Below are 19269 nucleotides of genomic sequence, written 5' to 3'. Positions count from 1 at the left end.
AGGGGAGAACGGCCATGTCCTTGACCGTCGATGACCGGCTGCTGGAGCGCGCCCGCCAGGGCGAGGTGGACGACGAGGCGTTCGTCGCGTGCGTGCGGAGCTCGCTGCCGTACGCCTGGACGGTCGTCAGCGACGTCGTCGACCGGATGCGCGCGGGCACCGACGGCTTCGCCGACAACCTGACGCCGCCGCCGGACGAGCAGGCGCGGGGGCAGCTCCTGCGGGTGCTCGCCTCCGACGCGATGCGCGGCGCGCTCGAGCGCCACTTCGGCGTCAGGCTCGCGTTCCAGAACTGTCACCGCGTGGCGGCGTTCGCGCCGGGCGCCACCAAGCGGCACGCCGCCTTCGTCTCGCCCCGAGCCCAGCTTCTCAACCAGTCGCCGGACCGGATCGACTGCTGACCCGCCCGCCCCCGGGGCGGCACGCCGCAACTGACGCGCGGCGTGCCGCCCTTTCGCGCGTCCAGGGACGGACGGCGGACGCGCAGGTGGACGAGGGGCGGGAACCGGCGCCGCAGGCCGGCCGTTCTCCGACCATGGTTGCTGCATTCTTCCTGTCGGTGATCGGCCTGACGCTCGGGTTACTGGTGTTCGCCGCGGCCGACCGGGTCGGGCTGTGGGCCAACCGGCGCTTCCGGCTGCCGTGGCGGCGCGACGAGACCGGCCGCCCGATGTCGGCGGTCGCCGTCGACGAACTGGACGCCCTCTTCCAACCGACCAAGCGCTACGAGCTGGATGAGAAGCGCAGCTCGCTGATCCTGCGCGACGAGGAGGACGACGGGGCGCCGCCGCGGAGCAGGGTTGACCTGGACGCGGGCACCGCGATCATCCGCGCACCCCGCCCCTGACGGCCGGGGGGCGGCGCCTTCCCCGTACTGTGACCTGTGGGTAACATCATCCCGAACCACATTCGGTCCCTCACGTAAGGTGCTGCTTATGGATCTGAACGGAGTTTCCGCCGTCGTTTCCGGTGGTGCGAGCGGTCTCGGTGAGGCCACCGTCCGCGCGCTCGCCGCCGATGGCGCCAAGGTGGTCGTCGCCGACCTCAACGAGGACAAGGGCAAGGCCCTCGCCGAAGAGGTCGGCGGCGTCTTCGTCAAGACCGACGTCTCCGACGAGGCGCAGGTCCAGGCCGCCGTGCAGGCCGCCGTCGACACCGGCGCCCCGCTGCGCGTCGTGGTCAACAGCGCCGGCATCGGCTGGGCGTCCCGGACCGTCGGCCGCGACGGCACCCCGCACGACCTCGGCCAGTTCGAGACGGTCATCAGGATCAACCTGATCGGCACCTTCAACCTGATGCGGATCGGCGCCGCCGCGATCTCCAAGACCGAGCCGGCCGACGCCGACGGGCTGCGCGGCGTAGTGATCAACACCGCGTCCGTCGCCGCGCTGGAGGGGCAGACCGGCCAGATCGCCTACTCGGCGTCCAAGGGCGGCATCGTCGGAATGACCCTGCCGGCCGCCCGCGACCTCGCCGCGATCGGCGTCCGGGTCAACACCATCTGCCCGGGGATCATCGACACCCCGATCTACGGCGAGGGCGAGGCCGCGGACGCGTTCAAGGCCAAGCTGGCGGCGCCGGTGCCGTTCCCGAAGCGGATGGGCAAGGCCTCGGAGTTCGCGCACCTGGTCACGTCGCTCATCGAGAACGACTACATGAACGGCGAGACGATCCGTTTCGACGGCGGCATCCGCTTCCAGCCGAAGTGAGGCACTGAATGTCCGAGGCTGTTCTCACTGAAGAAGACGGCGCCGTCCTGGTCATCACGATCAACCGTCCCGAGGCCCGGAACGCCGTCAACGGCGCCGTGGCCCAGGGCATCGCGGCGGCGCTGGACGAGCTGGACTCCCGCAAGGACCTGTCCATCGGCGTCCTCACCGGCGCGGGCGGCACCTTCTGCGCGGGCATGGACCTCAAGGGCTTCCTGACCGGGGACAACCCGATCATCGAGGGCCGCGGGTTCGCCGGGATCGTGGAGCGCCCGGCGGCCAAGCCGCTGATCGCCGCGATCGAGGGCTACGCGCTGGCCGGCGGCTGCGAGGTGGCGCTGGCCTGCGACATGATCGTGGCGTCCAGCGAGGCCCTGTTCGGGCTGCCCGAGCCCAAGCGCGGCCTGGTCGCCGCCGGGGGCGGGCTGCTCCGGCTGCCGCAGCGGATCCCGTTCCACATCGCGATGGAGATCGCCCTCACCGGCGAGAAGTACCCGGCCGGCCGGATGGCCGAGCTGGGCCTGGTCAACCGGCTCACCGAGCCGGGGCAGGCGCTGGCGGCGGCCAAGGAGCTGGCCCTCAAGGTCGCCGAGAACGCGCCGCTGGCGCTCGCGGCGACCAAGAAGGTCATCGTCGAGTCCGCCGACTGGGGCGCCGAGGAGGCATGGAAGAAGCAGGGCGAGATCACCCTGCCCGTCTTCATGTCCAAGGACGCCCAGGAGGGCCCGGCCGCCTTCGCCGAGAAGCGCAGGCCGGACTGGAAGGGCGAGTAACCCGTACCGCGCGAGACGCCCGGGGACCTCGGTCCCCGGGCGTTCCCGTGTCCGGGATCGGCCTGTTCTGGCCGTCCGGTACGCCCCTCTTACTCGCGAGTAAGCATCCCCGTACTCTTGGGCCCACCTGACCTGATCTTGGGAGTGGCTTTGAGACGGAACGCGGTGCCGGCGGCGGTCATGGTCCTCACCTGCGGCCTCGGGACGGTCGCGCTCGCCGCGCCGGCCCAGGCGGCGGGCTGGCGCAACATCGGCAGCACGGCCCTGAGCTACAACGGCAGCCTCGACAGGGTCGACTTCTCCGACAAGAACGCCGGCTGGGCCGTCGGCGCGAGCGGTTCCCTCCTCACCCCGACGGCCGACATCGTCCGGTGGAACGGGTCGGCCTGGGTCGCGCAGAGCAGCCCGGTCGGGTTCACCCCGACCGACGTGGCCGCCGCCGGCGCCAACCGCGCCTGGATCGTCGGCTACAACCTCGGCGGGCCCGTCGGCCTGTACTGGAACGGCACCAAGTGGGCCCAGGCCGACTACCCGCTGGTGGGCATGCCGTCCCAGGTGTCGGCCGGCACCGACGGCACCGCCTACTCCGTCGCCGGGGTCGGCGCGTCGGGCGGCGGCCTGAGCGCGATCATGCGCTGGAACGGCAGTGCCTGGGTCGACACCACCGTGCCGCTGCCCGCCTCGTCCAGCATCACCGCGGTGGACGTCAAGTCCAAGTCCGACGTGTGGCTGGCCGGCACCACCTCCGACGGCACCGCCGTCACCGGCCTGGTGATGCACTACGACGGGACGTCCTGGAAGCGCCTCGACGTCCCCGGCGCGATGGGCGTGCCCGCCTACCAGGGCACGCTCACCAAGATCGTGGCCAATTCCCCGACCAACGTGTACGTCTCCAGGGTCCGGCAGAACGCGCAGATCACCAACGCGCTGCTGCACTGGAACGGCTCGTCCTGGACGACCGTCGGCACCCCGCTGAACGCCGCGGGCATCGGCCTGTCGGGCGACGGCCAGGGCGGCGTGGTGATGCTGCCGGTCACCACCGGAACCACGACGCAGTACATGCACTACAGCGGCTCGGCGTGGACGACCCTCAGCGGCCCCGCCCGCTCCGGCGCCGTCCAGGCCGGCGACCTCGACTGGCGCCCCGGCACGACCGGCATCGTCAGTGCCGGCACCGCCGCCGGCCCGGACAAGAAGGTGCCCTTCATCGAGTACTTCGGGTAGAAATGGCCTCTGACCTGCGTAGGAGCCGTGCCTAGACTCAATGCGAGGCCGCCCGTTCCGTCTCTGTTCCGTCCGAGAGCTGATCTTTGACGGGGCGGAGGCGGAACAGAGACCGATCGATCGCGTTTCGCGCAGCCTCGTACGTCTCCTCGGTGACGTGGCCGTAGACGCCCAGCGTCACCGGCGCTCCCTTCTTGCTGTGCCCCATGAACTCCATGACGCCGGCCAGGGACACCCCCGCGTCGAGCAGTGTCGTTGAGAACCAGTGCCGTAGGGCGTGCATCCCGTCTTCGCGTGCCGCGCTGTAGATCAGCGCGCCCCGCTTGTTCTTGGTCGGCGGCGGGATGACCTCCGCGCGAGCAAGAGCGACCTTCCACACGAGCCCGTTGTACGTCGAAGCCTGAAGGTTCATGCCTTCCGCCCTGGACTGCCGGCCGCGGTGCGCGCGTGTCCGCGCTCCCTCCGGCAGAGGGGGAGCGAGCAACTGGCCACGCCACACGAACAGCAGCTTGACCGTCACCCGAACGAGGGCGCCCGCGCGGTCCCTGGCCAACTCGCCGTCCTCGTTCATCCACGGCAGCGTGACCGTCACCGGCGGGTGCGCCTCCGTGTGCGCCTCGACGGCTCGCGCGATGCCGGGAGACACGGGGGCCGTCCGCTCCTTGCCGCCCTTGGGCGCCTTGAAGACGAGCTGCTTCCCGACACGGACGACCTGACGACGGACGTGCAACCTCCCGTCCTCGAAGTCGTCCACGCCGAGCCCGAACGTCTCGCCCTGTCGGAGGCCGCACCCGGCCGCCACGATCGGCACCGCGCGGTAGGGCGCCGGGTGCTCGTCGACCACTGCCCACACCCGGTCAACGTGCCAGGCTTGACGCTCCTTGGGCTCGCTCTCGACGCGCGGGACGATCGGAGACCGCGCCGGGTTGTCCTTCCGCATCCCGTCCGCCACCGCCAGGTCGAACGTGCCCTGAACGACGTGGAAGGCGATCGCCTGTGTAGACGGGCCGTGTGTCTTCCCGAGCGCGAGCAGCCATTCGAGCACCTCAGACGGGCGTACCGACTTCACCTGACGGGCACCGAAGGTCGGCTCGACGTGGAGGCGGTTCGCCGATTCGTACCGGACGGCGCTGCTCCCGTTGATCTTCCGCAGGCGCATCCACTTCGTGGCCAACGGACCGAGCAGTTCCCTGCCAGCGTCCGGCTCGATGTACTCGTCGCGCTCGACGTCGGCCTCCATCCGGCTGCCGTACGCCTTGGCCTTCTCCTTGACCGCGAACGCCTTGGTCTTCTCCTTGCCGTCCGGCCCGAACCAGCACGCGAGCCAGCGCTTCGCGTCCCGGTTGCCGCCGTTGTCCGGGTGGCGCTTGGTCTTGACCTTGATCTTCCGCTCAGGATCGGCAGGGTCCTTGACCTCGGAGAACCAGAGATCCTTAACTCTGGCCATCGTTGCCGTCCCCGGCCTGCACGGGCACCTCATCGGCGCGGTCGAGCCATCCTTCGTCGCGCATGGTGGCGACCCACTCGGCCGGGAGCGCTGGCGGGGTGATGTTGCGGTTGAGCATCCCCCATTCGATGACCTTCGCCAGCGCCGAGAGTTGGCCGCGGAACGCCTCGACGTCGCCGCGGGTCTCGGCCTTGGCCGCGGCCCGGAAGGTGTCCCGGAACGTGCGGTAGGTGTCGAGCGGCCCGACCGCCTCGCGCCAGCGTTCGAGCCTCTCGGCCGGGAGCGGTGGGACGTTCTCGCCGCTCACCCAGAACAGCGCCCGGTAGGACGACATGGTGACCTCCGGGGTCACAGCCAGGTCGGTCCGGCCGTCGAGCGGGATAAACAGCCGTGCGGGTGGGACGTCCAACGCTTCGGCGAGAACGAGCAGCTCATCGACCGTCACCATGCCGCGCCGACTGTTCTCCAGATTCGTGATGGCTTGCCGCTTGAGATCCGGCATCCCCAGTTCGGCGCATCGATCCGCAAGCGCCTGGGCGCTCATCTTCCGCGCGTCCCGGAACTCGCGGACCTGTGCTGCGATCACTTCGGTAGGTGTCTGTTGTGCCATAGCCGCACATCCTAGTCGCTCAGTTGACAAAGTCCAGTGGCAAAGGGAAGCTACCGGAGTCGATCTCCCGCACAATCTGTGCTGGAGAAGCACAAAGGAGTCTTCTGTGGCTGAGAAGCACCTCACCCCCCAGGACCTCGCCGAGCGGGAGAACGTGCCGCTGAAGACGGTCTATGACTGGAACAGCAAAGGCACCGGCCCCCGGTACCTGAAGGTCGGACGCGGTGCGCGGTACCGACTCGCGGACGTGATCGCGTGGGAGAACACCCGCTACGCGGACCAGGGCGGGACGGCCGCCTGATGTCGACCAACGACAAGGGCCGCCCCCGGGTGGAGGGCGGCCCCGAAGACGAACAGCCGGGCGGGCGGGACGTCGCTGCCAGCGTACGTCACCCCTACATCGTGGCTGCGGAGATGCTGGCCGAGTCGCCCGAGCGTGAGCGTTCCATCGCGGACGCGATGTGGACGGCGGGCTTCGGGGTGGGCTTCGTCGCTGGTGAGGATGTCGGGTACGGCCGGGCACACGCCGAGATGGACCGGGCCTGGGCCGACCTCGCGGCGAAGGTGCGCGGGTTGGCGTCCTCGCCGAAGCATGACGAGCTGGAGCGGCGCCGGTGGGACGGGCGCCGTGAGAACTTCGGTCGGCCGCGGCCCGGTGACTACCTCGGTGGGCCGGTGGAGTGGGAGACCGGGCGCCCAGTGCGGGGACGGGGGACGGCAGCGTGAGCAACCCGTTCGACTTCGTGCCGGGGTATGGGCCGGGTGCGCTGCTGCTTGACGAGTTGCGCGACACGCTCGCCCGGTACGTCATCCTCCCGACGCGCGAGGCAGGCGACGCGGTCGCGTTGTGGATCGCTGCGACGCACGCCCAGCCGGCCTGGCAGCACGCGACGCGGCTCGTGATCACCGCGCCGGAGAAGCGGTGCGGGAAGTCCCGCTTGCTCGACATCGTGGAGACGACGTGCCATGACCCGCTGATCACGGTGAACATCTCGCCGGCCGCCCTGGTCCGTTCGATCGGCGAGGATCCCCCGACGCTGCTGCTCGACGAGGCCGACACGGTGTTCGGGAAGAAGGCGGCCGACAACCACGAGGATCTCCGGGGGCTGATCAACGCCGGTCACCAGCGCGGCCGGCCCTACATCCGGTGGGACGCCGCGGCGCGCAAGCCGGAGAACTGCCCGACGTTCGCCATGGCCGCCCTCGCTGGTATCGGCTCGATGCCCGACACGATCGAGGACCGGGCCGTCATGGTGCGGATGCGGCGGCGGGCGCCCGGTGAGCGTGTCCAGCCGTTCCGGACCCGGCGTGATGGTCCCGCGCTGCACGACCTTCGGGACCGGATCACGGCGTGGGTGCGCGAGCAGATCGACAAGTTGACGGATGCCGAGCCCGAGATGCCGGTCGAGGACCGGGCCGCGGACAACTGGGAACCGCTCGTCGCGCTCGCAGACCTGGCGGGTGGTGACTGGCCGGCCCGTGCCCGGACCGCGTGCCGCGTGCTGACGGCATCGGCCGACGAGGACACCACCGTCGGTGTGCGGCTCTTGGCCGACCTGCGGACGGTGTTCGGAGACGCGGACGCGCTGCACGGCGCCACGCTGCTCGACGGACTCCACAAGCTCGACGAAGCGCCGTGGGCAGACTGGTACGGGCGTCCGCTCAACGCCCGGGATCTGGCCAAGATGCTCAAGCCGTACGGCATCAGCTCGACAAAGGTGAAGGTGTCCGGGCAGGCGTTGCAGGGCTACCGCCGAGAGCACCTGCACGACGCGTGGAGTCGCTACCTGCGTTCCGAGCAGGAGGGGGACGGAACCGCCGGAACCAACGGAACCTTGCAGGTCAACGGGTCGGGTGAGGTTCCGGGTTCCGGACGCCGAACGGAACCGGAACCTGGCACCATGCCCCTGACCAGCCAAGTTCCAGTGGTTCCACAGGTTCCAGATACCCCCTGCTGCACGGTGTGCGGGACCACGCTCGACCCCACACACGCCGCGGCGGGAGACACCACCCACCCCATGTGCGCCCCGTGATCGGCGACCGGCCGCGGCCAAGCTCGCCAGACAGGAGAACCGACCGTGAGAGACGACAACGTGTTCAACCGGCCGATGAACGAATGGACGGACGCCGAGATCCGCGCGGGGTTCGCTGTGCTCGGCCGGGAGATCGCAGTCTGTGAGGCGGCCGGTGACCCGGGCCGCGCGCGCGTATGGACCGCACACGCGATCGTGCTCGCCGAGCATCGGGACGAGCGTCGCGCGCTGGCACTTGCCATTGACGACGTGCTGATGGACGCGCGGCCGGTGTTCGTCGAACTACCGGGCGAACCGGTGTAGCCGCTACGCTGGTGTTGCCCCGCACGGGGCGGCGCGGACCGGCAGCGCGACACGCACCGGGACGCGCGGCACGAGGAGACGCAGCGGACCGCCGGCAGCGCGACACGCACCGGCCGCAGGGGCGAGGGACCTGGTCCGCCGGAGGACTCCCGTACGGCATCGCACGGCGTCACAGAGCGCCCGTGCCCGCGTTCGGGAGACACCATGCAGTACTCGCCTCAGATCCTGCGACTCCAGGAGCAGCGCAAGCGGACTTGGGAGATCGCCAAGGCCATCTTGGATCGGGCGGACCGCGAGAAGCGGAACCTGAGCACCGAGGAAGACGCCGCATACCTGCGCGCGAACGCTGACCTGGACGCGCTCGACGAGCGGCTCGAGCGGGAGATGGCGCGCGAGGAACGCGACCGCGAGTCCGAAGCGACGTTCGCCGCGATCAAGGGGCAGCCGGTCGTCCGGGGCGTCCCGGGCGTGGTCGAGTCCATGCTCGCCGACGAGTTCCGGCACCGGATCAACAGCAACTCGCGCGCCCCGATCGAAGTCACGTGGGAGTCGCCGCGGTCCGGATACCAGCCCGGCATCGAGCGGCGGGACCTGCTCACCTCGTCCGGGGGCGGGTTGCAGGGCACCACCTTCTATCACCAGCTCGTCGAGCACCTGGTGGACAGCTCGGCAGTCCTGGCGGCCGGTGCCACGCTCATCAGCACCGACACCGGCGAGGCGCTCAAGGTCCCCAAGACCACCGCCATGAGCACCGCGGCCATCGTCGCCGAGGGGGCCCAGATCGGCGAGAGCGATCCCACCTTCGCGAGCACCACCCTGGACGCCTACAAGTACGGCTTCATGGTGCAGGTGTCCTACGAGCTGGCCAACGACTCTACGTTCGACCTGCTCGGCTACCTCGCCAGAGAGGCCGGCCAGGCGATCGGGAACGGCGCCGGTGCCGACTTCATGGCAGGCAACGGGACCGGCAAGCCCAACGGGCTCGTCGGCGCGGCATCCGCGGGCAAGACCGGCGCGACCGGGGCCGGCGGGGCGTTCACGGCCGAAGACCTGATCGACCTGTACCACTCGGTCGCCGAGCCGTACGCTCGGTCGCGGGCCGCCGCGTGGGTCATGAGGAACAGCACCCTCGGTGTGGTCCGCAAGCTGCGCGACGACTCGGGAGCGTCCGCCGGGACCGGTGGATTCCTGTTCGACATCACCCCGCCGCCGGGCTCCGGCGCCGTGGGGACGCTGCTCGGCCGGCCCGTGTACGTCGACCCGAACGTCCCCGCGGTCGGCACCGGCGCCAAGTCCGTGCTGTTCGGCGACATGTCCCGCTACTGGGTCCGGCAGGTGCGGACGCTGCGATTCGAGCGCTCCGACGAGTACGCGTTCGACCGTGACCTGATCACCTTCCGCGGGCTATGGCGCGCCGACGGCGACCTGATCGACACCACCGGAGCGGTCAAGGCGTTCACCGGCGGTGCCAGCTAGACCGGGAGCCGGGGGGACGTCGGGCGCCGTGGCGTCCCCCCGCTCTCGTCACCATACGTGACCGGGGTCGGGAGTGCTCACGAGGGGTCACGATCCGTGAGTGAAGTGGATCAACGCTCTGACCTGCACGGATGTCGCTGACCTGCGGAGATGCCCGGGGTTTTGAGCCCCTGACCTGGGGCGACCCAAACCACCGTCGACCTATTCTCTCTCCGTGACTCAGAGTGACGACGCCTGATGACGCTGAAGCCGAGAGGGCCGGATTAGCGGGTGGCCGATCCGTCACGTACCGTGACTGTTCCCGGTGATCGCGCCCCGCTGTTCCCTCGCGAGGCGACTGCCCGGATTAGCGGCCCGGTGATCACCGGGCCTGGACCGCGGCCCCGGGCGCGCGCCAGCAAACCCGGGGCCGCGGAGCTTGTGCCGCGCGGCCGGTACTCCCCAGGGGGTGGGGGTGTGGAGCACCGGCCGCGCGATCCCCCCACCCGGCCGGACGGATTCCCCAGTCCGGCCGGCCGGGCATCAGGTCGTACGGTCCCCGCCTGTCGGGTCCCCGGGCTCGAACCGGGCGGGCCGGGCGGGCGACCGCACGACGTGGTAACGGGCACGGTGAGGCCGCCGCGCGCATGCCTCACCGTGCCCGCGTTCATAGGGTCGTCCAGACCACTGAACCGGACCGCTCGTCCCTGTGTGCCCGTGCGATCTCGCCGAGGAGCACGTAGGAGCCCCGGCCGGACTCGCTGACACGCACCCGCTCGACCACACCGCGCGTCCCGGCCGGCGCCGCGTCGAGTGCGGTCCGTACGAGTTCGCGCGCACGCCCCTGGTCGTCGGTGACGCCGCACGCGTGGTCGACATCCCACGTGAACAGCTCGGGCGAATCGGAAGAGCGGGATCTGAACATCGTGACCGTCCTGTGCGATGCGGGTTGTGATCCGGTCACACCTAGTGAAGTTGTGGCGGGTGCCACAGCACCAGAGGCAGGATGGGGGAGGGAACGGGAGGGTTCAGGAGGGTGACCGCCCTCCCCCGTCACCGGCGAGAGGTGCATCGTAACATGTCCGCCGATAACAAGGCCATCGGTGCGCGCCTGCGGGCGGCGCGAGAGGAACCGCCGTACTGGACGCGGGGAGATCTCGCTCGCCTCCTGCGCCGTGCCGCCGCCCCCGGCGAACTGGAGCACGTCGCCCATGTGAAGAGCCTCATCGACATGATCAAGCAGTGGGAAGCGGGCGCTTGGCTTCCAGGTCCCCGGTACAGGCCGCTGTACGCCCGCGTGCTGAAGACCACAGAGGACGAACTGTTCGGCTCGCCCCACGCTCAGCCGCCTATGCCAGCCGATGACCGGTCGGTGGCCGCCGAGGAAGTCGAGTTGCTCGACCTGGCGGCTCACGCCGGCGCCACCGATCTCGCCGCAGGCACGCTTGACCTGCTGGACACCGTCGTTGACCGCCTGTGCCGCGACTATCCGACCGTGTCACCCGAAGTGCTGAGCCGCCGAGGGAAGGCGCACCTGTCCTACGTCCTCCACTTGCTGAACAGCCGGACCACCCTCGCCGAGCATCGCGAACTGCTGGTGCGTTCGGGGTGGCTGTCGGTCCTGCTGGCCTGCACGCTCTACGACGCCGGCGACAAGACCGGCGCGGAGATCCTCCGCAGTACCGCGCGCCGGCTGGGAGAGCAGGCTGGGCATGGCGAGATCGTCGGGTGGTCGTGGGAGATCGCCGCCTGGTTCGCACTCGTCGAGCGCCGCTACGACGAGGTGGTGGAGTACTCCGAGGCCGGTATCCAGCACGCGGGCGCCAGCAACGCAGCGGTCCAACTCACCCTCCAGGCCGGACGCGGCTACGCGCGCATGGGCGATCGACGGGCGATCGACGCACTCCGAGTCGGCCGGGCCATCATGGATCAGCTACCGCGGCCCGGCCATCCGGAGCACCACTTCGTGTTCGACCACGACAAGTACGAGTTCTACTGCTCGACGATCTACACCATGCTCGGAGAGAACGACGCAGCCGAGGAACACGCCCGCGAGGTCATCGTCCAGTCCCGGCGCCCGGATGACTCGGTGCGCTGGCCGATGCGGTACGCGATGGTGAACCTTGACCTCGGTCTGGTCGCAGGGCGCCGCGGTGATCTGGAGAGCGCCGTGCGGCACGGCCAGGCCGCGCTGGGGCCGGCACGCCGGTCCGGTGATCTACTGCCGAGGGCGAACGAGCTGCGCTCTCGGCTGGAGGACCGGTATCCGCGTGAGCGGCGAGTGGCAGAGTTCGCCGAGCAGCTCCGCGACGAGGGGCGCGAACTACCGCCGGATGAGGGTGGCCTCGCGCTACTCTGAGCACGCGATGCACCGGCGCCCCGCCACCCTCCGCGTGAGGGAGACGGGGCGCCAGTCTCGTTCCAGGGGGTGCGGTCGGTGGGCTACTCGGCGTGCTTCGCCTGCGTCGCGTCCAGCAGTGCGATAGCGACCCTTACGGTCTCCTGTGCGGTCGCCAGACCCTGGTCAAGGAGTTCCGGCGCCTTCTCCCGGGCACCCGCCTCGACGGCCTCGCGCAGGCGGCTCAGGCCCGTCCGAATCTCTCGGAGCGCGATCACGAGCTCCGCCCGGTCCGGGCAGCTCGACAGGTCTTCGGCCACCTCGCCGATCCGCTCCGCGAGGTCGCGCAACGCCTCGATGTCGTCGGCCGTCTCGCGGACGCTCTCGGCCTCGCCGTCCGGCCACGTGGACGACTTCCCGGCCGCCGCGGTGTGCGCCTCGCAGGCGAACACCTGGGCGCCGTCGACCGTGCCCACGGGGACGGACGGCGCGGTGCTGGTGAGGTAGGAGACGCTGCACACGACGCACGCGAGACCGTCCCTCTGCGCGTCGGTGAGAGTGCCAGCAGCGAAGGTGATGCTCTGGATACGCTCGTTCATGGGTCGGACCTCTGTTCCGATCAAGGCCCCGGCCGGTGCTGATGACACCGCGTCCGGGGCCGCCTTATGTCTGGCGTGCCCCCGACGTACCGGGGGAGGTCCGCGCGCTCTCAGTTCCGTCTCTGTTCCGTCAGAGGGTCGGAGGGCGCCGGAATTGATCGGAAGTGCCCGGGGGAGAGAGTGCAGCTCAGGCGCTACTTTGAGCGATCTCCCCAGGTCACGGAATCCATGGGATGGGAAGGTGCCCTTCATCGAGTACTTCGGGTAGGACGGCATCCGATCAAGGACGACCGCCCCGCCCTCGCTCAGGGACGGGCCTCGGCGGCCGTTCCCACGTCCTCGTCGTTGTCGACAGCACCGCGTCCGGGCCTTCGGGCGGGGATGAAGGCCGCGACGGCGACGGCGATTCCGGCGACCGCCGCGCAGGCGACGAAGCCGGTCGTGTAGCGGACGCCGCGAAGGTCGGGAGATCCTGGGCTGACGTCCAGGGGGCCTTCAGGTTCGGATGGCAACCTCTGCGATGATTGCGGAGGGGGAACGTGTCATTGGCTGAGCGTACGGTGAACGGCGGGGGCAGGGTGCCTGAGGCGCTGCTCCTCGTCGTCGAGGACGAGCCCAACATCCTGGAGCTGCTCGCCGGCAGCCTCCGGTTCAGCGGCTTCGAGGTCGTGACCGCGACCAACGGCGCCGACGCCGTGCAGGCGGCGCGCCGGCACCGGCCCGACCTGATCGTCCTGGACGTGATGCTGCCCGACATCGACGGGTTCGACGTCGCGCGGCGGCTCCGCTCGGGCGGCGACCACACCCCGGTGCTGTTCCTCACCGCCCGCGACGCGGTGCAGGACCGGATCAAGGGACTGACCATCGGCGGCGACGACTACGTCACCAAGCCGTTCAGCCTGGAGGAGGTCATCGCGCGGATCCGCGCGGTGCTGCGGCGGTTCCGCGGCGGCGCGGCCGAGCCCCCGCCGCGGATGGTCTTCGCCGACGTCGAGCTGGACGAGGACAGCCACGAGGTGTGGCGCGGCGGCCGGGCCGTCCAGCTCTCGCCGACCGAGTTCAAGCTCCTGCGCTACTTCATGGCGAACGCGGGCCGGGTGCTGTCCAAGGCGCAGATCCTCGACCACGTGTGGAACTACGACTTCCGCGGCGACGCCGGCATCGTCGAGTCCTACGTCTCGGCGCTGCGCCGCAAGGTCGACAACACCGAGCCGCGGCTGATCCACACCCTGCGCGGGGTGGGCTACGTGCTGCGCGAGCCGCAGAACACCGGCTGATGAACCCGCCGGTGACCACGCCGGTCCGCCGGCCGGGCCTGCCCGCGCGGCTGCGCGATCGCACCCCGCTGTGGGTCAAGCTGATCGCGGGAATGCTGGTGCTGGTCACCCTCGGCATGACGGTGATGAGCGGGGCGGGCGCGTCCGTCCTGCGCGACTACCTGGTCGGACGGGCCGACGACCAGCTCCGCAGCACCGTCGGCCGCGCGATCAGCACGGTCGTCCCGGAGCTGCGCAACGGCGGCGACCAGTTCTTCGTCCGCATCCCCAGCGAGATGTACGGGCAGCTCCGCGACCCCAGCGGGACGATCCGGGCGGAGAGCGCCGCATGGGGCGAGCCCGGCCGCCCGCGGCTGCCCGCCGACCTGAGCGGACGGCTCGACGCGCCGTTCACCGTGCCGGGCAGCGGCAAGGGGAGCTCGTCCTGGCGGGTCCTCGCCGAGCCGCTCCCCGGTGGCTTCACCCTCATGCTCGCGACCAGCATGGAGGAGATCGAGCGCACCGTGGGCCGGCTGGTCGCCATCGACGTGATCGTCGGGCTGCTGGTGCTGGCCGTGCTGGTGATCCTGGGGGTCTGGGTGGTCCGGGTCAGCCTGCGCCCGCTCGCCGCGATCGAGGAGACCGCCGGCGCGATCGCGGCCGGCGACCTGTCCCGGCGCGTGCCCGAGGGCGACGCGCGCACCGAGATGGGCCGGCTCGGCGGGTCGCTCAACTCCATGCTCACCCAGATCGAGGCGGCGTTCGGCGCGCGGGCCGAGTCCGAGGCGGCGGCCCGCCGGTCGGAGGAGACCGCGCTCCGCTCCGAGGAGCGGATGCGGCGCTTCGTCGCCGACGCCAGCCACGAGCTGCGCACCCCGCTGACCGCGATCCGCGGCTTCGCCGAGTTCTACCGGCAGGGCGCGGCCCGCACGCCCGAGGAGATCGACCGGCTGGTCGGCCGGATCGAGCAGACCGCGGCCCGGATGGGCCTGCTGGTCGAGGACCTCCTCCTGCTCGCCCGGCTCGACCGGCAGCGCCCGGTCGAGCGACGCCCGGTGGACCTACTCGCGGTCGCCGCCGACGCCGTCCAGGAGACCCGCGTGGTCGCGCCCGGCCGCGCCGTCGAGCTGTCGGTCGAGGGCGGCGTCGCCTACCAGGTGCTGGGCGACGAGCCGCGGCTCCGCCAGGTGCTGGGCAACCTGCTGACCAACGCGGTCGTGCACACCCCGGAGGGCACCCCGGTCGCGGTGCGGCTCTCGCCCGGCACGCTGCGCGGCGCGCCGGCGGCGGTGTGCGAGGTCGTGGACGAGGGACCGGGCCTCCCGCCCGACCAGGCCGAACGGGTCTTCGAGCGCTTCTACCGCGCCGACCCGTCCCGCAGCCCTGAGGGCGGCGGGACCGGGCTCGGCCTGTCCATCGTCGCGGCGCTCGTCGCGGCGCACGAGGGCTTGGTCGAGGTGGACTCACAGCCGGGGGAGGGCGCGGTGTTCCGCGTCCTGCTGCCGCTGGCGCCCGACTGACCTCACGCGCTTCTCAGCCAAGCTTGGGGAGTGGTTCAGGATGCGTTCAGCTCCGCCGGGTTGGCTGTGAATCGCGGGGCGCCCCCCGGCCCGGACGGTCCGGGGGTGCGCGCCCTGCCCAGCCCTTTCCAGCCGCCGTGGCCTGGGGGAACGAGCCGCCGCACGTCCCCCTGGTCGCGGCTTTCTCATGCCGGGACGCCGTTCAGCGGACTTTCAGGTCGGGTCCAGGGGAGTTGCAGGGCCGCCGCGCACTCTCGGAGTGAGTAGACGACAGGGGGACCAGATGAGCGCCGATCAGCCGAGCTTCGCTCCGCACGGGGACCAGGGGCCGTGGCAGGAGCAGGGCCTTCAGCCGCACCCTCACGACGTCTGGCCGACCGCGCCGGACGGCCTGCCGGAGGCCCGGTTCGCAGCGGGACCGCCCGCCGGATCTCCCACCGGGCCGTCCGTCCCGCCGTCCGCCGGAGCGCCTGGCGGACCGCCGATGAGCGGGCCGCCTTCCGGCGGACCGCCGGCGGGTGGGCCGTTCGGGCCGATGGGCCCCATGGGCCCGGTGGGGCCGCTGGGCCCGATGGGGGTGCCGCCTCAGGAGCCGTTCCCGGGAGGCGGCGGCGGGGACGGGGGCCCGCGCCGGACGGTGCGGCGCAAGATCGTGGCGATGGGGGCGGTGCTGGCGCTGGCCGTGGGGGCGGGCGGCGCCGGGGCGGCCGTGACCGCGCTGCTCACCGGGTCCGAGACCGCCTACTCGAGCCCCACCTCGGTGTCCGGCGCGTCCGCCAAGGCCGGCACGGCCGCGCAGGTCGCCGCGGCCGTGCAGCCGAGCGTGGTGTCGGTGCAGACCCAGACGGGGGACGGCGCCGGAACCGGGTCCGGGGTGATCCTGCGGTCCGACGGCGTCATCATGACCAACGCGCACGTGGTCGCGGACGCGCAGCGGATCGCGGTGAAGTTCAGCGACGGCAGGACCGCGCCGGCCACGCTGCTCGGCAGCGCGAGCGGCTCCGACATCGCGGTGGTCAAGGCGACCGGGGTGTCCGGACTCAAGCCCGCCACGCTCGGCGACAGCGGATCGCTGGCGGTCGGCGACCAGGTGCTGGCGATGGGCAGCCCGCTCGGCCTGGACGGCTCGGTCACCTCCGGCATCGTCAGCGCGCTCGGCCGCGAGATCCAGGAGGGCGACTCGGGCGGCGGCAGCGGGGGGAGCGGCGGCCAGGGCGGCCTGCCTCCTGGGCTCGAGCAGCGGCTCTCCCGGCAGGAGACCGCGGTGATCAAGAACGCGATCCAGACGGACGCGGCCATCAACCCGGGCAACTCCGGCGGCGCGCTGGTCGACTCCGCCGGACGGGTGATCGGGATCAACTCGGCGATCGCCACCTCCGGCAGCAGCTCGGGCAACATCGGGGTCGGCTTCGCGATCCCGGTGAACGACGCCCGGCAGGCCGCACAGAAGATCATCGCGAGCGGGTCGGTCTGACCGGCGCTCGCGGCGGGACCCATCGGGGGCCGCCGTCCCGACACGGCTCTGGGGGGAGCGGACGGACGGGCGGCGGCGACCGGTGAACGGGTCGCCGGGGCCGGGCCGGGCCCTGGCGACCCGGCGAAATGGCACGGCCGCGTGTCCCGGACGTCCGGGACACGCGGCCGTGTCGCGTTCAGCCGCCCTTCGGCGCGGGCACGCGCGGGCATGGGCAAGGGGCGCGGGCCCGGGGCGCGGGGCATCGGGCCCGGGCCCGGGGCACGGCACCGGCCGCGGTGGGTCAGGTCAGGCCGCCGGCCCCTCCTCGGCGCCGTCGGACTTCACCGAGATGACCGGCCGCCGCTGCTCGGCGACCTTGGCCAGCATCCGGCGCGTGGTGCGCAGGTAATAGGTGCGCGGCAGCGTGCGCACGGGCGCCGGCAGCCTCGGGTAGACGACCGCCAGCGTGCGGACGAGCCGGTCGAAGCGGCGCCGGCGGCGCGCGTCCCAGGTCCAGCCGTACTGCACCCGGATCGGCTCGGGCATCAGCCCGACCGTGATCAGCCGGATCATCATCAGGCCGGGCGCGGCGGCGAACCCGAACGGGAGCCTCGGGTTCAGCACCTGCTCGGCGATGGCCCGCGAGGCGTCGGTGATCTGGATGGTGGCGATCATCTCGGCGTAGTAGGCGCGGAACTCGGGGTAGGTGGCCGGCATCCGGTCCTCGGGGCAGCCGAGGATGGTCGCGTAGATCTTGGCCTGCCGGTAGAAGTCCGCCAGCTCCCGCGCGTCGAACTCGCGCCGGAACAGCAGCTGGTAGAACTGCACGGCCACGGCGAACAGGGTGGAGGCGACCCAGACCTGGAGCTCGGGGTCGTTGGCCTCGTAGCCGGGCCCGGTGACCTTCTCGTGCCCCTTGCGCACCAGGGCGCTGAACCGCTCGGCCTCCTCGCGGGTGCCGAACTGGACGGTGTAGAGCCAGCCCATGGTGTTCTGGAGGCGGCGCAGCGGGTCGTCGGCGGTGTAGCTGTGGTCGTAGACGCCCTGCGCGACCTTGGGGTGAGCGGTCTGGAGCAGGGAGGCGACCCCTCCCGCCGCGATGAGCGCGCCCTCGCGGCTGATGACGCGGATCAGGTCGTCGTCCTGGAACAGTCCTTCGGTCATGGCGACCAGTGTAAGTAAGCACTTGCTTTGCGCCAAGGGGCATCGCCCGGAAAATCCCCCTCATCCACCCGCGAAGGCCTTCGTGGCCGGTGCGGGGGCGCCCGCGGACGTCGCGGGCGGATGAGGGTAGCGCGGCGCACGGTCCTGGAACGACAGGACGGCCGCGTTCTGGACGACCCCGTCCCGGATCTCGATCGCCCGCTGGATGGTCTGATCGGCGTCCCAGCCCGCGGGCCCCGACAGGACGGTCTCCAGATGCGGGAGCAGCGCCTCGCTGATCTCCCAGGTGGCCGAGTCCCACAGGTACGAGGGGCTGTGGTCGACGCCGTAGTAGTGCACGTTGTCGCCCACCGAGAACATCGGGTCCTCGAACGAGGTCGGCCGCGCCCAGCCGAAGCCCATCCCCTCGTCGCAGGACACGTCGACGATCAGCGTGCCCGGCGCGAACGCGCCCAGGTCGTCGTTGGTGGCGAACATCAGCGGAGCCGAGGTGTCCTGGAGCACGCAGTTGACCACGATGTCGTGCTCGGCGAGGAAGGACGCCATCGGCACCGCGCCGCCGTCGACGAGCGCGAGCGTGCGGCCCGGGGCGCCGACCTCGTGGTCGAAGTGCACCATCCGGGCCGAGTGGATCGGGGAGGCGACCGCGGTCAGGCCGCGCTGGGTGAGGACGTCGACATCGTGCACGCCGAGCGCGTTGAGGGCGGTGACCGCGCCGCGCGCGGTCGCCCCGAAGCTGATGATGGCCGCGCGCCGCCGGGGCCCGTACCGGCCGGTGGTGCCGGTCAGCGCCAGCGCGTGCAGCACCGAGGAGTAGCCCGCCAGCTCGTTGTTCTTGTGGAAGACGTGCAGGCTGAACCCGCCGTCGCTGGACCAGTGGTTCATCGCCTCGAAGGCGATCAGGGTCAGCCGCTTGTCGATCGCGAGCTGGGTGATCTCGCGGTCCTGCACGCAGTGCGGCCAGCCCCACAGGACCTGGCCGTCGCGCAGTTCGGCCAGGTCGGCCGGCTGGGGCTTGGGCAGCAGGATCACGTCGCAGTCGGCGATGAGCCGGGCCCGCGGCAGGATCCCGGCGACCTGGGGGGCGAGTCGTTCGTCCGGCAGGCCGAACCGCTCGCCGTAGCCGCTCTCGAGGTAGACGCGCGAGCGCACGGCCGGATCGAGCCGGCCCAGATGCAGCGGGTGGAGCGGGAGCCGGCGCTCGTTCTCCTTGCGTGAACCGGCGATGACGCCCAGGCTCAACCGGTTCGGGAGGCTGTTCATGACATGCCCTTCAGAGAGCCGGCGCGGTGGACGGATACGTCGGACACTACGCGTCATGACGTGAGATGACCATGTGACCATCGCCGATCCCGGGCCCAGGCCCCCGGAAAACGGTGCGA

At 71.3% G+C, this 19269-nt stretch carries 21 protein-coding genes; 14 read left to right on the top strand and 7 right to left on the bottom strand.

Going from position 1 to position 19269, the window contains the following annotated elements; genetic code table 11:
• Positions 1-14 precede the first annotated feature (14 nt).
• The 5 genes from QP090_RS12170 (at position 15) to QP090_RS12150 (ending at position 3706) form a co-directional block, all read left to right on the top strand.
• Positions 15-401 carry an SCO5389 family protein gene (locus QP090_RS12170; RefSeq protein WP_285938863.1) on the top strand — a complete coding sequence of 129 codons (387 nt, stop codon included), beginning with the start codon at positions 15-17 and terminating at the stop codon, positions 399-401.
• A 134-nt stretch (positions 402-535) separates the two neighbouring features.
• Positions 536-847: a DUF6191 domain-containing protein gene (locus QP090_RS12165; protein ID WP_285938862.1), complete on the top strand. Its 312-nt coding sequence runs from the start codon at positions 536-538 to the stop codon at positions 845-847.
• Positions 848-935: 88 nt separating this feature from the next.
• Positions 936-1709 (top strand): SDR family oxidoreductase, encoded by a 774-nt coding sequence (locus tag QP090_RS12160; RefSeq protein WP_285938861.1) that lies wholly within the window; start codon positions 936-938, stop codon positions 1707-1709.
• A gap of 8 nt (positions 1710-1717) precedes the next feature.
• The gene (locus QP090_RS12155) at positions 1718-2482 is read left to right on the top strand and encodes a crotonase/enoyl-CoA hydratase family protein (protein WP_285938860.1); all 765 of its coding nucleotides are present in this window, start codon (positions 1718-1720) and stop codon (positions 2480-2482) included.
• A gap of 150 nt (positions 2483-2632) precedes the next feature.
• A complete protein-coding gene (locus QP090_RS12150; RefSeq protein WP_285938859.1) occupies positions 2633-3706 on the top strand; it encodes a hypothetical protein in 1074 nt (357 codons plus the stop codon).
• A 37-nt stretch (positions 3707-3743) separates the two neighbouring features.
• On the opposite strand, the gene QP090_RS12145 is transcribed toward QP090_RS12150, so the two are convergent.
• The gene (locus QP090_RS12145; RefSeq protein ID WP_285938858.1) at positions 3744-5153 is read right to left on the bottom strand and encodes a tyrosine-type recombinase/integrase; all 1410 of its coding nucleotides are present in this window, start codon (positions 5151-5153) and stop codon (positions 3744-3746) included.
• Positions 5140-5763, bottom strand: coding sequence for a helix-turn-helix domain-containing protein (locus QP090_RS12140; RefSeq protein WP_285938857.1), 624 nt, complete (start codon positions 5761-5763; stop codon positions 5140-5142). The genes QP090_RS12145 and QP090_RS12140 overlap by 14 nt, the downstream gene beginning before the upstream one ends.
• A 106-nt stretch (positions 5764-5869) precedes the next feature.
• Here QP090_RS12140 and QP090_RS12135 point away from each other — a divergent pair, with 106 nt between their 5' ends.
• The 5 genes from QP090_RS12135 (at position 5870) to QP090_RS12115 (ending at position 9575) form a co-directional block, all read left to right on the top strand.
• Positions 5870-6064 carry a helix-turn-helix transcriptional regulator gene (locus tag QP090_RS12135; RefSeq protein WP_285938856.1) on the top strand — a complete coding sequence of 65 codons (195 nt, stop codon included), beginning with the start codon at positions 5870-5872 and terminating at the stop codon, positions 6062-6064.
• Entirely contained in the window at positions 6064-6489 is a 426-nt protein-coding gene (locus QP090_RS12130; protein ID WP_285938855.1) for a hypothetical protein, read from the top strand. The genes QP090_RS12135 and QP090_RS12130 overlap by 1 nt, the downstream gene beginning before the upstream one ends.
• Positions 6486-7796: a DUF3631 domain-containing protein gene (locus QP090_RS12125; RefSeq protein WP_285938854.1), complete on the top strand. Its 1311-nt coding sequence runs from the start codon at positions 6486-6488 to the stop codon at positions 7794-7796. Before QP090_RS12130 ends, QP090_RS12125 begins: the two co-directional genes overlap by 4 nt.
• Before the next feature lie 45 nt (positions 7797-7841).
• On the top strand, positions 7842-8099 hold the full coding sequence (locus QP090_RS12120) for a hypothetical protein (RefSeq protein ID WP_285938853.1): 258 nt from the start codon (positions 7842-7844) through the stop codon (positions 8097-8099).
• 204 nt (positions 8100-8303) lie between these two features.
• Complete coding sequence (locus QP090_RS12115) at positions 8304-9575, top strand: phage major capsid protein (RefSeq protein ID WP_285938852.1); 1272 nt, start codon at positions 8304-8306, stop codon at positions 9573-9575.
• A gap of 646 nt (positions 9576-10221) precedes the next feature.
• Here the strand turns inward: QP090_RS12115 and QP090_RS12110 are convergent.
• Entirely contained in the window at positions 10222-10479 is a 258-nt protein-coding gene (locus tag QP090_RS12110; protein WP_285938851.1) for a hypothetical protein, read from the bottom strand.
• A gap of 153 nt (positions 10480-10632) precedes the next feature.
• On the opposite strand from QP090_RS12110, the gene QP090_RS12105 reads away from it, so the two are divergent.
• A complete protein-coding gene (locus QP090_RS12105) occupies positions 10633-11913 on the top strand; it encodes an NsdA family TPR-like regulatory protein (protein ID WP_285938850.1) in 1281 nt (426 codons plus the stop codon).
• A gap of 83 nt (positions 11914-11996) precedes the next feature.
• On the opposite strand, the gene QP090_RS12100 is transcribed toward QP090_RS12105, so the two are convergent.
• A complete protein-coding gene (locus QP090_RS12100) occupies positions 11997-12491 on the bottom strand; it encodes a hypothetical protein (protein ID WP_285938849.1) in 495 nt (164 codons plus the stop codon).
• A 305-nt stretch (positions 12492-12796) separates the two neighbouring features.
• Positions 12797-13003: a hypothetical protein gene (locus tag QP090_RS12095; protein WP_285938848.1), complete on the bottom strand. Its 207-nt coding sequence runs from the start codon at positions 13001-13003 to the stop codon at positions 12797-12799.
• Between the two features lie 33 nt (positions 13004-13036).
• Here QP090_RS12095 and QP090_RS12090 point away from each other — a divergent pair, with 33 nt between their 5' ends.
• The 3 genes from QP090_RS12090 to QP090_RS12080 all read left to right on the top strand — a co-directional run bounded on the left by QP090_RS12090 (position 13037) and on the right by QP090_RS12080 (position 16741).
• Entirely contained in the window at positions 13037-13768 is a 732-nt protein-coding gene (locus QP090_RS12090) for a response regulator transcription factor (protein ID WP_285938847.1), read from the top strand.
• An 11-nt stretch (positions 13769-13779) separates the two neighbouring features.
• The gene (locus QP090_RS12085) at positions 13780-15267 is read left to right on the top strand and encodes a sensor histidine kinase (protein WP_285938846.1); all 1488 of its coding nucleotides are present in this window, start codon (positions 13780-13782) and stop codon (positions 15265-15267) included.
• Between the two features lie 544 nt (positions 15268-15811).
• On the top strand, positions 15812-16741 hold the full coding sequence (locus QP090_RS12080; RefSeq protein WP_285938845.1) for a S1C family serine protease: 930 nt from the start codon (positions 15812-15814) through the stop codon (positions 16739-16741).
• Positions 16742-17029: 288 nt separating this feature from the next.
• Here QP090_RS12080 and QP090_RS12075 read toward each other — a convergent pair whose 3' ends face one another.
• Both QP090_RS12075 and QP090_RS12070 read right to left on the bottom strand, forming a co-directional pair.
• Positions 17030-17887 carry an oxygenase MpaB family protein gene (locus tag QP090_RS12075; RefSeq protein ID WP_285938844.1) on the bottom strand — a complete coding sequence of 286 codons (858 nt, stop codon included), beginning with the start codon at positions 17885-17887 and terminating at the stop codon, positions 17030-17032.
• Between the two features lie 60 nt (positions 17888-17947).
• Complete coding sequence (locus tag QP090_RS12070; RefSeq protein ID WP_285938843.1) at positions 17948-19150, bottom strand: N(5)-(carboxyethyl)ornithine synthase; 1203 nt, start codon at positions 19148-19150, stop codon at positions 17948-17950.
• Between the last annotated feature and the right edge of the window lie 119 nt (positions 19151-19269).

The sequence above is a fragment of the Actinomadura xylanilytica genome, from assembly GCF_030283145.1.
Taxonomy (GTDB): Bacteria; Actinomycetota; Actinomycetes; order Streptosporangiales; family Streptosporangiaceae; genus Spirillospora; species Spirillospora xylanilytica.
This window is presented reverse-complemented; position numbering and strand designations above follow the sequence as displayed.

What these genes read in the sequence shown, in the direction of transcription:
- QP090_RS12170 (WP_285938863.1), top strand. Translation starts at nt 15, where the DNA reads ATGTCCTTGACCGTCGATGACCGGCTGCTGGAGCGCGCCCGCCAGGGC.
- QP090_RS12165 (WP_285938862.1), top strand. Translation starts at nt 536, where the DNA reads ATGGTTGCTGCATTCTTCCTGTCGGTGATCGGCCTGACGCTCGGGTTA.
- QP090_RS12160 (WP_285938861.1), top strand. Translation starts at nt 936, where the DNA reads ATGGATCTGAACGGAGTTTCCGCCGTCGTTTCCGGTGGTGCGAGCGGT.
- QP090_RS12155 (WP_285938860.1), top strand. Translation starts at nt 1,718, where the DNA reads ATGTCCGAGGCTGTTCTCACTGAAGAAGACGGCGCCGTCCTGGTCATC.
- QP090_RS12145 (WP_285938858.1), bottom strand. Translation starts at nt 5,153, where the DNA reads ATGGCCAGAGTTAAGGATCTCTGGTTCTCCGAGGTCAAGGACCCTGCC.
- QP090_RS12140 (WP_285938857.1), bottom strand. Translation starts at nt 5,763, where the DNA reads ATGGCACAACAGACACCTACCGAAGTGATCGCAGCACAGGTCCGCGAG.
- QP090_RS12130 (WP_285938855.1), top strand. Translation starts at nt 6,064, where the DNA reads ATGTCGACCAACGACAAGGGCCGCCCCCGGGTGGAGGGCGGCCCCGAA.
- QP090_RS12115 (WP_285938852.1), top strand. Translation starts at nt 8,304, where the DNA reads ATGCAGTACTCGCCTCAGATCCTGCGACTCCAGGAGCAGCGCAAGCGG.
- QP090_RS12110 (WP_285938851.1), bottom strand. Translation starts at nt 10,479, where the DNA reads ATGTTCAGATCCCGCTCTTCCGATTCGCCCGAGCTGTTCACGTGGGAT.
- QP090_RS12105 (WP_285938850.1), top strand. Translation starts at nt 10,633, where the DNA reads ATGTCCGCCGATAACAAGGCCATCGGTGCGCGCCTGCGGGCGGCGCGA.
- QP090_RS12100 (WP_285938849.1), bottom strand. Translation starts at nt 12,491, where the DNA reads ATGAACGAGCGTATCCAGAGCATCACCTTCGCTGCTGGCACTCTCACC.
- QP090_RS12080 (WP_285938845.1), top strand. Translation starts at nt 15,812, where the DNA reads ATGGGCCCGGTGGGGCCGCTGGGCCCGATGGGGGTGCCGCCTCAGGAG.
- QP090_RS12075 (WP_285938844.1), bottom strand. Translation starts at nt 17,887, where the DNA reads ATGACCGAAGGACTGTTCCAGGACGACGACCTGATCCGCGTCATCAGC.
- QP090_RS12070 (WP_285938843.1), bottom strand. Translation starts at nt 19,150, where the DNA reads ATGAACAGCCTCCCGAACCGGTTGAGCCTGGGCGTCATCGCCGGTTCA.